The organism is Microbacterium sp. (assembly GCF_036823965.1).
Lineage (GTDB): Bacteria > Actinomycetota > Actinomycetes > Actinomycetales > Microbacteriaceae > Microbacterium.
On record NZ_DAITBE010000002.1, the window covers coordinates 54288 to 66951 of the forward strand.

At 68.4% G+C, this 12664-nt stretch carries 10 protein-coding genes and 1 tRNA gene; 9 read left to right on the forward strand and 2 right to left on the reverse strand.

Annotation, left to right across the window (positions count from 1 at the left end; all coding sequences use genetic code 11):
* The first annotated feature begins 7 nt into the window (after nt 1-7).
* From V7Z82_RS04555 to V7Z82_RS04575, 5 genes are all read left to right on the forward strand, one after another.
* Entirely contained in the window at nt 8-1201 is a 1194-nt protein-coding gene (locus tag V7Z82_RS04555; RefSeq protein ID WP_334148455.1) for an aminotransferase-like domain-containing protein, read from the forward strand.
* 29 nt (nt 1202-1230) lie between these two features.
* Complete coding sequence (gene serS, locus V7Z82_RS04560; protein ID WP_334148457.1) at nt 1231-2568, forward strand: serine--tRNA ligase; 1338 nt, start codon at nt 1231-1233, stop codon at nt 2566-2568.
* Nucleotides 2565-3383: an HAD family hydrolase gene (locus V7Z82_RS04565; protein WP_334148460.1), complete on the forward strand. Its 819-nt coding sequence runs from the start codon at nt 2565-2567 to the stop codon at nt 3381-3383. Before serS ends, V7Z82_RS04565 begins: the two co-directional genes overlap by 4 nt.
* 42 nt (nt 3384-3425) lie before the next feature.
* Nucleotides 3426-3510: transfer RNA gene (locus V7Z82_RS04570), tRNA-Ser, on the forward strand.
* A 51-nt stretch (nt 3511-3561) separates the two neighbouring features.
* A complete protein-coding gene (locus V7Z82_RS04575) occupies nt 3562-4815 on the forward strand; it encodes an LCP family protein (protein WP_334148462.1) in 1254 nt (417 codons plus the stop codon).
* On the opposite strand, the gene V7Z82_RS04580 is transcribed toward V7Z82_RS04575, so the two are convergent.
* Nucleotides 4812-5405 (reverse strand): TetR/AcrR family transcriptional regulator, encoded by a 594-nt coding sequence (locus V7Z82_RS04580; protein WP_334148464.1) that lies wholly within the window; start codon nt 5403-5405, stop codon nt 4812-4814. The genes V7Z82_RS04575 and V7Z82_RS04580 overlap by 4 nt on opposite strands.
* A 94-nt stretch (nt 5406-5499) precedes the next feature.
* On the opposite strand from V7Z82_RS04580, the gene V7Z82_RS04585 reads away from it, so the two are divergent.
* A complete protein-coding gene (locus V7Z82_RS04585) occupies nt 5500-7815 on the forward strand; it encodes a glycoside hydrolase family 3 C-terminal domain-containing protein (protein WP_334148466.1) in 2316 nt (771 codons plus the stop codon).
* Between the two features lie 55 nt (nt 7816-7870).
* Here the strand turns inward: V7Z82_RS04585 and V7Z82_RS04590 are convergent, their stop codons facing one another.
* Nucleotides 7871-8878: a LacI family DNA-binding transcriptional regulator gene (locus V7Z82_RS04590; protein WP_334148468.1), complete on the reverse strand. Its 1008-nt coding sequence runs from the start codon at nt 8876-8878 to the stop codon at nt 7871-7873.
* Between the two features lie 149 nt (nt 8879-9027).
* Between V7Z82_RS04590 and V7Z82_RS04595 the strand changes: the two genes are divergently transcribed.
* From V7Z82_RS04595 to V7Z82_RS04605, 3 genes are read left to right on the forward strand one after another with little or no spacing between them, the layout of a single operon-like run.
* The gene (locus tag V7Z82_RS04595) at nt 9028-10557 is read left to right on the forward strand and encodes a sugar ABC transporter ATP-binding protein (RefSeq protein WP_442927584.1); all 1530 of its coding nucleotides are present in this window, start codon (nt 9028-9030) and stop codon (nt 10555-10557) included.
* Entirely contained in the window at nt 10554-11579 is a 1026-nt protein-coding gene (locus V7Z82_RS04600; RefSeq protein ID WP_334148472.1) for an ABC transporter permease, read from the forward strand. The genes V7Z82_RS04595 and V7Z82_RS04600 overlap by 4 nt, the downstream gene beginning before the upstream one ends.
* Entirely contained in the window at nt 11576-12625 is a 1050-nt protein-coding gene (locus V7Z82_RS04605; RefSeq protein WP_334148474.1) for an ABC transporter permease, read from the forward strand. Before V7Z82_RS04600 ends, V7Z82_RS04605 begins: the two co-directional genes overlap by 4 nt.
* The last annotated feature ends 39 nt before the right edge of the window (nt 12626-12664 follow it).

The following is a 12664-nucleotide window of genomic DNA, read 5'->3' on the forward strand; positions in this document are numbered from 1 at the left end:
GACACCCATGACGCACACCGCCCTGACCCCGAGCGCCCTGCTGGCCGGACTCCCCGCCCGCCAGGGCTTCGGCGATGCGACGCTCATCCGGCTCGCGCCCGGATCCGTCGACCTCGGCGGCGGCAACCCTGCCACCGATCTGCTTCCGCTCGACCTTTATCAAGACGCCTTCCGCGAGGTCACCGAGGGCGATGGATTCGGTCCGCTGCTGAAGTACACCCCCGCGCCCGGCCTGGCCTCGCTGCGCGCGGCGATCGCGGCGCGCGACGGCGTCGACGCCGAGCGGGTGCTCATCACGAACGGCGGTGCGCACGGACTCGCGCTCGCCGTCCTCAGCGTGCTCGACCCCGGCGACACGATCGTCGTGGACGACCCGGTGTACCCGCTCTTCCTGCGGGTGCTCGACCTGATCGGCGTGAACGTCGTCCCGGTGCGGGTCGGTGCAGACGGCATCGACACCGAGGAGCTCGAGCAGCGTCTGCGCGACGGCCTCCGCCCGAAGGCGCTGTTCACGGTACCGACGTTCCAGAACCCCTCGGGTGTGACGCTGAGCGCCGAGCGCGAGTCCGCCCTCGTCGCGCTCGCCGAACGGTACGGGTTCGTGGTCATCGCCGATGACCCGTACCGGGCCATCGCGTTCCCCGGAACCACGGTTCCGACGCGGACGGCGTTCCGCGACTCCGACCACGTCCTCGCCGTGAATACCTTCTCGAAGACGCTCGGCCCCGGCCTGCGCCTCGGATGGATCGTGGTGCCGACCGTGCTGACGGAGCGCGTCACCTGGCTGCGCAACCGCCTCGACGGTCAGACCAGCGGCATCCTGCAGGCGGTCGTCGAGCGGATGCTGGCCGACGACCGGCTCGACCCCTCCATCACCGCGGCCGGCGTCGGCTATGCCCGCAAGGCGGGCGTGCTGACCGCGGCGCTGCGCTCGGAGTTCGGCGATGCGGTCGAGGTCGCCGATCCGCAGGGCGGCTTCTTCGCCTGGGCGCGCCTCGATGGCGACATCGACTTCGCGCAGCTGTTCGAGCGCGCGCAGGACCTCGGCGTGACCTATCAGCGCGGGGAGTGGTTCGCGGCATCCGGCGACGCGTTCCGTGGTTTCGCCCGGCTGTCGTTCTCGGAGGTGAGCGAGCACGACCTGGCCGAGGGCGTCGCCCGTCTCGCGCAGGCATGGCGGGGGCTGACCGAGCGGGGATGAGGGTCGGGCGCGCGCTCTAGACTTGGGTCATGATCGACCTCGCACTGCTCCGCGAAGACCCGGAGATCGTCCGCCGTTCACAGGCTGCCCGTGGCAACGACCAGGCAACCGTCGACGTCGCACTCGAGGCCGATCGATCGCGCCGAGCCGCGCTCACCGCGTTCGAGGAGCTGCGGGCCGAGCAGAACGCCTTCGGCAAGCAGGTCGCGAAGGCGCCCAAGGAGGAGAAGGCCGCCCTCGTCGCGCAGGTGAAGGAGCTCGCGGAGCGGGTCAAGCAGGCGCAGCAGGCGGCCGGCGAGGCTTCGGATGCCGCGGCCGCCGCGCTCGCCCGCATCGAGAACGTCGTGATCGACGGCGTCCCCGCCGGTGGCGAGGCGGACTTCGTCGAGCTGCGCCGCGTCGGCGAGGTGCCCGCGTTCGACTTCGAGCCGCGCGATCACCTGGAGATCGGCGAGATCCTCGGCGCGATCGACATGGAGCGTGGAGCGAAGGTCTCCGGCGCACGCTTCTACTTCCTCCGTGGCATCGGCGCCCGCCTCGAGATCGCGTTGATGAACCTCGCGCTCGACAAGGCGCTGCAGAACGACTTCGTGCCGCTGATCACCCCGACGCTCGTGCGGCCCGAGATCATGCAGGGCACCGGCTTCCTCGGCGAGCACGCGGATGAGGTGTACCACCTCGACAAGGACGACGACCTCTACCTCGTCGGCACGAGCGAGGTCGCGCTCGCCGGATACCACAAGGACGAGATCGTCGATCTGTCGCGCGGCGCCCTTCGCTACGCCGGCTGGTCGACCTGCTACCGCCGCGAGGCCGGCTCGCACGGCAAGGACACCCGCGGCATCATCCGCGTGCACCAGTTCAACAAGCTGGAGATGTTCGTCTACACGAACCCCGAGGATGCCGAGGCCGAGCACCTGCGCCTGGTCGCCCTGCAGGAGGAGATGCTGACCTCGCTCGGGCTGTCCTACCGTGTGATCGATGTGGCCGCCGGCGATCTCGGATCGAGCGCCGCCCGCAAGTACGACATCGAGGCCTGGGTGCCGACGCAGGGCGCGTTCCGCGAGCTCACCTCGACCTCGAACTGCACCACCTACCAGGCGCGCCGACTCGATGTGCGGCACCGCCCGGCCGGCGACTCTTCGACAGGCGCAGGGACCCAGGAGAAGAAGACCCAGCACGTCGCGACCCTGAACGGCACGCTCGCCACCACCCGTTGGATCGTCGCGCTGCTCGAGACGCACCAACAGGCGGACGGGTCGGTGCGGGTGCCCGAGGTGCTGCGCCCGTATCTCGGAGGCCTCGAGGTGCTGCGGCCGGAGGGCTGGGTCGCAGAGCCCGCCGAGGAGCAGGAGCCGACCGCATGAGCGCGTGGCTCGTCGGACTCGACGTCGACGGCACGATCCTCCTGCAGGACGAGACCATGAGCCCCGGCGTGCCCGAGGCGGTCGAGCGCGTCCGCGATGCAGGGCACGTCGTGACGATCGCCACCGGCCGCAGTTGGATGGCCACGCGCCGCTACGTGGAGGAGCTCGGCATGACCGCCGAGTACGTCGTGTGCTCCAACGGTGCCGTGACGATGCGTCGCGTCGGCGATGAGTGGGAACGCTGGAACGTCGAGACATTCGACCCCCGCCCCGTGCTCGCGCTGCTGCAGGACCGTCTCCCCGACGCGCGGTACATGGTCGAACTCGCGTCAGGCCAGCGCCTGTACACCGAGCAGCTCGACGATTGGACGCTCGACGGTGGTCGCCGCGTGACCTTCGACGAGCTCGGCGCCGAGCCGGTGTCGCGTGTCGTGGTGGTCTCACCAGGGCATGATGAAGAGGACTTCCACCGACTGGTGGCCGATGCCGGTCTCAACGAGGTCTCCTACGCGATCGGGTGGACCGCCTGGCTCGACATCGCACCGCAGGGCGTCGACAAGGGCACGGCGCTCGAGCAGGTGCGCACGGAGCTCGGGCTCGCCGGCGAGCACGTGTTCGTCGCCGGCGACGGCCGCAACGACATCGGCATGTTCGGCTGGGCGAGCTCGCTCGGCGGACGCGCCGTCGCGATGGGACAGGCACCGGATGTCGTGAAGAATGCCGCGACCGAGGTGACGGCGGATGTCGTCGACGGCGGTCTCGCGCTGGCGCTGAACACGCTTCCAGCACCCGCCCAGGTGCACGCGGGAGAATAGAACTCGGCTAGACTCACGCGTTGTCGGCAGATTCGTCTGTCGGGAGGGTTGTCCGAGCGGCCGATGGAGCTGGTCTTGAAAACCAGTGGGCAGAGATGTCTCGTGGGTTCGAATCCCACACCCTCCGCAGTTTGAGCACGGTGGCCCCGCACCGGATGCTGAATCGAAAGGTCACCGAGTGAGCGAGAAGACCCGACGCCGCACCATCGCGCGCCACGGCCAGCTGCCCACCCCGAGTTCCGTCAGTCAACTGCTGAAGTTCATCGCGATCGGCCTCGCGGTCGTGCTGGTGAGCGGGTTCGGTGTCGCCTCCTACGTCCTGTACGACCTGTCGAGCACGGTCGCCGCCAACGCCGTCGAGCTCGAAGGCCAGGAAGCCGTGCCGCCGGACATCGGCGAGTACAAGGGCGGCTTCAACATGGTGCTCGCTGGCGTCGACACCTGCGAGGAGAAGTACGCCTCGCTGTTCGGCGACCGCTGCAGCGGCAGCGACGCCGAGGGCTCGCTCAACGACGTGAACCTGCTGGTCCACGTCTCCGAGGCACCCCGCCGTATCACCGTGGTCAGCTTCCCGCGCGACCTCATGGTGCCGATCCCTGAGTGCACCGACGAGGACGGCAACGTCCACTCCTCGATGAGCAAGCAGCCGCTCAACGTCGCATACTCCGACGCCGGGCTCAACTGCGTGGTGAAGACGATCTCGGCGATCAGCGGACAGGACATCCAGTTCGCGGCGTCCGTCACCTTCGGTGGCGTGATCGAGATCACGAACGCCATCGGCGGTGTCGACGTGTGCCTCGCGAACCCGATCAAGGACCGCTACACCGGCCTCGACATGGCCGCCGGCACGCACACCGTCGAGGGCCTGCAGGCGCTGCAGTTCCTCCGCACTCGACATGGAGTCGGCGACGGCAGCGACCTCGGCCGTATCGGCAACCAGCAGCAGTACATGTCGAGCCTCGCCCGCAAGCTCATCAGCGGCGAGGTCCTGGGCAACGTCCCGGTCATGCTCAAGCTCGCCAACACGGCGCTGAGCAATCTCGAGGCGAGCACCTCGCTCGCGAACAACCCGATGACGATCGTGCAGATCGCCCTCGCGGTCAAGGAGGTCCCGTTCGAGGACATCGTCTTCGTGCAGTACCCGACGGGCGCGGATTCGGCGAACCCCAACAAGGTGGTGCCGAACACCAGCGCTGCCGAGGCCCTGTGGGACGCGCTCGAGGCCAACGCCCAGCTGCAGATCACGCACGAGAACAACAGCAACGACGGCGTGATCGTCGAGGAGCCGGCTCCGGCCGACCCCGGTACGACCCCGACCGAGGAGGTCGTGCCGGATCCTTCGGCCACCCCCGACAACGTCGTGGCGCTGCCGGACACGATCAAGGGCAACTCCGCCGCCCAGCAGACCTGCTCGAACGGCAACGTCCGCTAGTCGGACGAGCGCTCGGGCGGGGCGGATGGCTGCAGGGCATCGATCAGCGCCTCCATGATGGCCGGCATGTCGACGCTCGGGTCGATCATCCACTGCAGCTGCAGCCCGTCGGATGCGGCCTGGATGATGCGGGCGAGCGTGTCCGGGTCGAGGGACACCGGTCCGAGGCGCCCGGCGCCGAAGCTCTCAGCGAAGGTCTCGCGCAGGCGCTCGCTGCGGTCGAGGAAGTAGCGGTGCGCCGGATGCTCCGGGTCGGCCGCGTCGACCGCGAGACGTGAGAAGAGCGCGACGAGTCCTGGAACCTCGGTGTTGTGGCGGATGACGTCGACGAAACCGGACTTCGCCTCTGCCGCATCGAGGAAGGCCGGGCCCATGCCGTCGTGCTCGTCGCGCTTGCGGAGCACCTCGGTGAACAGCTCCTCCTTCGATCCGAAGTAGTGCAGGAGTGCTGCGGGGGTCACGCCGACGACCTCGGCGATCTCCTTGAGCGAGGCGTTCTGATACCCCTTGCGGCCGATCACGTCGAGCGCGCTCTCGAGGATCTCCTCGCGTCGAGCGACGCCCTTCGCATACGAACCTCGTCGTGCCATGACTCGAGCCTAATCCTGAACAACGTTTGAAATCTAATATTGAAGGACGTATAGTTTTCGCAGGGACACTGCCGTCGCCCACGAAAGGAAGACCATGACCGACATCTCGGCATCCGATCTCACGCTCGAGGAGAAGGCGTCGCTCACCAGCGGCGCGGACTTCTGGACCACCAAGGCCATCGATCGAGCGGGCATCCCGGCGGTGATGATGACCGACGGTCCGCACGGGCTGCGCAAGCAGGCCGGTGGCACCGACCACCTCGGCCTCGCCAGCAGTGTTCCGGCGACCTGCTTCCCGCCGGCGGTCGGCATCGGCTCGTCGTGGGACCCCGAGATCATCGAGCGGGTGGGCGCCGCGATCGGCGTCGAGGCCGCGATCGAAGACGTCGCCGTCGTGCTCGGCCCTGGCATCAACATCAAGCGCTCGCCGCTGTGCGGACGCAACTTCGAGTACTTCTCCGAGGACCCGATCGTCTCGGGCATGCTCGGGATGGCATCGGTGCGCGGCGTGCAGTCGCAGGGCGTCGGCACCTCGCTCAAGCACTTCGCGGCCAACAACCAGGAGTTCGACCGCATGCGGGCGAGCTCCGACGTCGACCCGCGTCCACTGCGTGAGATCTACCTGCGCGGCTTCGAGCGCGTCGTGAAAGAAGCATCGCCGTGGACGGTCATGTGCTCGTACAACAAGCTGAACGGCGTCTGGACCTCTGAGGACCCGTGGCTGCTCACGAGCGTGCTGCGCGATGATTGGGGCTTCGACGGGCTCGTCGTCTCGGACTGGGGCGCGGTGAACGACCGTGTCGCCGGCGTCGCCGCCGGTCTCGATCTCGAGATGCCCGCCTCCGGTGGGCGGACGGATGCGCAGCTGGTCGCCGCAGTGCAGGCCGGCGAACTCGCCGAGAGCGTGCTCGACACCGCTGCATCTCGGGCGATCGACCTCGTGCGCAAGGCGGGGGAGCGCCCCGCAGCGAGCGGTCCGCTCGACGTGGACGCGCATCACGCTCTCGCCCGCGAGGCGGCGGGGCGCTCGATCGTGCTGCTGAAGAACGAGGCCCTTCGACAGGCTCAGGGACCCGATGGGGAGCGGAACGAGGGTGCGCTGCTGCCCCTCGCTGTGGAGCAGAAGGTCGCCGTGATCGGCGCCTTCGCGACCGAGCCGCGCTTCCAGGGTGCCGGTTCCTCGCTGATCAACCCGACGCGCGTCGATACCGCGCTCGACCAGCTGCGCGCGATCGGCGGCGACAACGTGTCGTACGCACCCGGCTTCGCCGTGCCCGGCGGTGCGGTGGCCGCATCCGGGCGTTCGGCTGACGACCTGCGGGCCGAGGCGGTCAAGGCTGCCGCCTCCGCCGATGTCGCCGTCGTGCTGCTCGGCCTTCCGGCCGCAGAGGAGTCCGAAGGCTTCGACCGCGACCACATCGACCTCCCCGCCGAGCAGCTCGCACTGCTCGACGCCGTCATCGAGGCGAACCCTCGCACGGTCGTGGTGCTCTCCAACGGCGGTGTCGTCGCCCTCCCCTTCGCCGACCGCGTGCCGGCGATCGTCGAGAGCTGGCTGCTCGGCCAGGCCGGCGGCGGTGCCGTCGCCGATGTGCTGTACGGGGTCGTGAACCCCTCGGGAAAGCTCACCGAGACGGTGCCGGTGCGCCTGGAGGACAACCCCTCGTTCGGCAACTTCCCCGGCGAGTTCGGGCACGTGCGCTATGGCGAGGGGCTGCTCGTCGGCTACCGCTGGTACGACGCGAAGGGACTCGAGGTCACGTACCCGTTCGGGCACGGGCTCTCGTACACGACCTTCGAGTACGGTACCGCGACGGCAGCGGTACGCGCGGACGGTGACATCGACGTGCAGGTGGAGCTCACGAACACGGGAGACCGCGACGGCCGCGAGATCGTGCAGGTCTACGTCGCCCCGGTGGCATCGAACGTGCAGCGTGCGCCGCGCGAGCTCAAGGCGTTCTCCTCGGTCGCCCTCGCCGCAGGGGAGACCCGCACGGTCGAGCTCGTCGTGCGCCGCGAAGACCTGGCGTACTGGGACGTGCGCGTCGACCGCTGGGTGGTCGAGGGCGGCGAGTACACGATCGACGTCGCAGCCTCCAGCCGCGACATCCGCTCGTCCGTCTCGGTCGGGGTCGCCGGCGACGACGTTCGGATCCCGCTGACCATGAACTCCTCGGTCGGCGATGTGCTCGCGCACCCGGTCGCCGGTCCCATCGTGATGGGTGCGCTCGGCGGCTTCATGGAGGAGCTGAGCGGCGCCGACTCGTCTGCGGCATCCATGGTCCCGAACGATGACGCGATGCAGAAGATGATGGCGTCGTTCCCGATCGGCCGCCTCGTCGGCTTCCCCGGGGTCGACGTGACGTACGACCAGGTCGAGCAGCTCATCGCCGCCGCGAACGCCGGCTGAGCCGCAGTCGCGAATCGTCGCCGTCCGGCCCGCTCATGAGAGCGGGTCGGACGGCTCATCCGGTCGTGGACTGCCGGATCACGAGCTCCGGCGGGAACACGGTCTGCCGCGGGATGCTGTCCGGGTCGGCAGCCTCCTCGAGCACGATGCGCAGTGCCGTGCGACCGATCATGCGGCTGGGCTGCCGGATCGACGACAGCGGCACGGCTGCGGCAGCCGCGAACGGGATGTCGTCGAAGCCGATCAGCGCGATCTCGTCGGGCACCAGCACACGCCCCCCGGACACGAGGGACTGGAGCAGCCCGAGGGCGAGCAGATCGTTCGCTGCGAACAGCGCATCCGGCCATTCCCGTCGTGGCCTGGTCAGGATCCTCGCGCCGGCGGTGGCGCCCTCCTCGACGGTCATCGCTGCAGTCGGCACCACCTCGAGATCGACGTGCACGCCCGCGTTCTCCGCGGCTGCGCGGGCGCCGGCCAGGCGATCGGTGACCTGGCGCATGTCGAACGGTCCTCCGACGAAGGCGATCCGCCGTCGCCCGCCCTGGATGAGGTGCTCCATCGCCAGGCGCCCACCCGCGACGCTGTCGACCGAGACGGAGGAGAAGCCGCTGTCTGCGCTGAACCGGTCGACGAGCACCGTCGCGATACCGCTCGAGCGGAACCGGCGCAGCTGGGTCATGACGTCGCCGTACGGGGCGATCAGCAGTCCTCGCACCTGCTGCTCGCGGAACAGGTCGAGGTAGACCTTCTCCCGTGACGGATCCTCGTCGGTGTTGCCGTACAGGATCGCGATGCCATGGCTCGACGCCTCGTCCTCCGCGCCGCGCACCACGTCGTTGTAGAACGGGTTCTGCCCGTCGAGCACGACGAAGCCGACGGTCGTGCTGATCCCGGCGCGCAGCTTCCTGGCGGCGTCGTTGCGCACGTATCCGAGCTCTTCGATCGCACGGCTGACCCGCTCGACCGATTCGGTCGAAACCTCTTCCGGCCGGTTCAGGACGTTGGAGACGGTACCCACCGAGACGCCGGCTCGAAGCGCCACATCGCGGATGCTGACCGGCATCTGCCGTTCCTCTCGTCGTCGGTCGGATCACGGTTCGACATCAGGGGTTGACCTGAGGTCGGTGTCACATACACTAGCCTGAAACGCACCTGAATCGATTCAGATCCGGTTCACCCCACATCATCCACCTCAACGGAGAGGAAACGCCAGTGGTCGACGCACCCTCTGCCCGAAGCGCTCCCCACGTCGCTCTCGAACTGCATCGAGTCGTGAAATCCTTCGGACCGGTTGTCGCACTCCGCTCCGGCAGCCTGACGCTGCGGCCGAATTCGATCCATGCGCTCATCGGTGAGAACGGCGCGGGCAAGTCCACGCTCGTCAAGATCATGGCCGGCCTGTACCGCCGGGACTCGGGCGATTTCCGGCTGCACGGCGAGGATGTCGACTTCACCAGCACCGCTCAGTCGAAGGCCGCCGGCATCGCGGTCATCTACCAGGAGCCGACGCTGTTCCCAGACCTCTCGGTGACCGAGAACATCTTCATGGGACGGCAACCCGCGAACCGCTTCGGACGCATCGATCGAAAGGCCATGCGCGTCGAGGTGGAGCAGATCTTCCGCCGATTGGGCGTCGCGCTCGACCCGGACCGCATCACGGACGGTCTCTCGATCGCCGACCAGCAGATCATCGAGATCGCCAAGGCCATCTCCCTCGACGCCAGCGTGCTCATCATGGACGAACCGACCGCCGCGCTCAGCGGGGTCGAGGTGGAGCGGCTCTTCGCGGTCGCCAGGAGCCTGCGCGACGAGGGGCGCGCGGTCCTGTTCATCTCGCATCGCTTCGACGAGGTGTTCTCGCTCTGCGACACCGTCACCGTGATGCGCGACGGGGCGTACATCGACACGACACGCATCACCGACACGACTACGGATGAGCTGGTGCGTCAGATGGTCGGCCGCGATGTCACCGAGCTCTTCCCCAAGCAGGAGGCCGCGATCGGCGAACCACTGCTCGAAGTCACGGGGCTCACCAATCCGGGTGTCTTCAACGACATCTCGTTCACCGTGCGCTCCGGCGAGATCGTCGCGCTCGCAGGCCTCGTCGGCGCCGGCCGCAGCGAAGTGGTCAGGGCCGTCTTCGGCGTGGATCCGTATCGCGAGGGGGAGGTGCGGATGCTCGGGGCTGTCGTCCCGCGGCGCAACCCCACCGCTGCGATGCGCGCCGGACTCGCGCTCGTGCCGGAGGACCGGCGGCGGCAGGGACTCGTGATCGACTCGGGGGTCGGCGGGAACATCACGCTCGCGATCCGGCGCCGGCTCTCGAAATGGGGGCTGCTCACGACCGGTATGGAGAATCGGGCTGCCAAGGAATGGGCCTCACGCCTCGAGGTGAAGACCCACGCGCTCGACACGGTCGCGTCGACCCTCTCTGGCGGCAACCAGCAGAAGGTCGTCCTGGCGAAATGGCTCGCCACCGACCCCAAGGTCATCATCGTCGACGAGCCGACGCGCGGCATCGACGTGGGCACGAAGTCCGAGGTGCACAGGCTGCTCTCCGAACTCGCGGGGCGCGGCGTCGGCATCCTCATGATCTCCTCCGAGCTGCCTGAAGTGCTCGGCATGGCCGATCGGGTCCTCGTGATGCGCGAGGGTCGCATCACCGCCGAGATCGGCCGCTCGGAAGCCACCAGCGAGAACGTGATGTTCGCCGCGACCCACGCATCGGAGCTGCACGCATGACCATCACCGCACCCCCGACCCCTGCGGCCGCGAAGAAGGCGTTCGGCGGCGTCGGCCGCGCCCGCGAGTTCGGCATCCTCGCGGCGCTCGTCGTCGTCGTGGTCGCCGCGACCGTGAAGAATCCGAACTTCCTGTTCAGCGTCGACGGCTGGCGCGACCTGCTGCTGACGCCGTCGATCCTGGTGCTGGTCGCGGTGGGTCAGGCGATCGTCATCATCACCAGGAACGTCGACCTGTCCGTCGGCTCGGTCATGGGACTGACCGCGTATCTGACCGGTCGACTGTTCATCGACATCCCCGGCATCCCGATCGTGCTCGTCGTGATCGCCGCCGTGCTCTTCGGCGGGCTGCTCGGTCTGGTGAACGGCGCCCTGGTCGCCTTCGCCAAGGTGCCTGCGATGGTGATCACGCTCGGCACCCTGTATGCCTATCGCGGCATCAACGTGCTGTGGACCGGAAGCGATCAGATCCACGCCTCCGACATGCCGAAGGAGTTCCTCGGCCTCGGTACGCAGCAGTTCGCCACGATCCCGGTGCTGTCGATCATCGCCGTCGCGGTGCTGGCCGTCGCCGCCTGGTACATGCGGAACACGCGGGGCGGCCGCGAGTACTACGCGATCGGATCCGACCCCGCCGCAGCAGAGCTGTACGGACTGCGGGTGACCCGTCGGGTGCTGAGCGCGTTCGTGCTGTCGGGGGCGCTTGCCGGCCTCGCTGGTGTGTTCTACGCGGCCCGCTACGGATCGGTGAGCTCGCAGGTCGGCGCTGGCTGGGAGCTGGATGCCGTCGGCGCAGCCGTCATCGGCGGTATCGCGATCACCGGTGGTGTCGGCTCGGTCTGGGGAGCGGCCATCGGCGCGATGCTCCTGATGACGATCAACCGCGCGCTGCCGATCCTCGGCATCCCCGACTTCTGGCAGCGTGCCGTCGTCGGCGTGCTCATCATCGGCGCGATCGTGCTCGACCGCGTGCTCGCGGTGCGCCAGAAACGCCAGCTCATCGAGGCGAGGGACGAATCATGACCACCGCGACAACGACGACGACGCGCGTCATCCGCGACCACGACCGCCCGCTCTGGCGCCGCGTGCTCGTCACTCGCGAGTTCGCCATCATCGGGCTGCTCGCGCTCGTGCTGATCGTCTCCACGGTGACGATCAGGGGCTTCGCGCAGCCCATCACCTACAACTACCTGCTGCTCGACGTCGCGCCGATCCTGCTCATCGCGCTGCCGATGGCGCTGGTGATGATCACCGGCGAGATCGACCTCTCCGTCGGCTCGATGGTCGGCCTCTCCAGCGTCGTCACGGGTGTGCTCGTGCAGTCCGGAGCACCGTTCGAGGTCGCAGCGATCGCTGCGCTGCTCGTCGGCGTGGTCGGCGGTGCGTTCAACGGCTTCCTGGTCACGATCGTCGGCCTGCCGTCGCTCGCGGTCACGATCGGCACGCTCGCCCTCTATCGCGGCCTCGCCGTCGGCTTGCTCGGCACCACAGCCGTCACCGACTTCCCCGACTTCTGGAAGGCGCTTGCGAAGGCCAAGATCGCCGGGACGCAGATCCCCTACATCGTCGTGCCGTTCCTCGTGCTGCTGGTGGTCTTCGTCGTCATCCTGCACTTCACCGCCTTCGGCCGAGGCATCTTCGCGATCGGGCTCTCGAAGGATGCCGCCCGTTTCTCGGGTGTGAACGTGGAGCGGACGAAGTTCATCCTCTTCGTGCTCTCCGGGGTCGTCGCCGCATTCGCTGGCATCTTCTACACGCTCCGATTCGGCAGCGCCCGAGGTGACAACGCCACCGGGCTCGAACTGCAGGTGATCGCCGCGGTCGTGCTCGGCGGAGTCTCGGTGTTCGGTGGGCGAGGGCAGCTGCACGGCGTCGTCGCCGCCGTGCTCCTCATCGGGGTGCTGTCCAGCGCGCTGCGTCTCGCCGGCGTGACCTCCGACGTCATCAACATCATCACGGGCGGTCTGCTCATCTTCTCCGTCATCGCTGCCAGCGTCCTCGCATGGGTCCAGCGAATCCGGGCGAAGGCGGGACCACCCCTCCGCGTCGCAGCCTCCTCCGCACCATGAGGCAGCCTCTCGCCGTCGGCATCCGTCAGCGGCGACCAT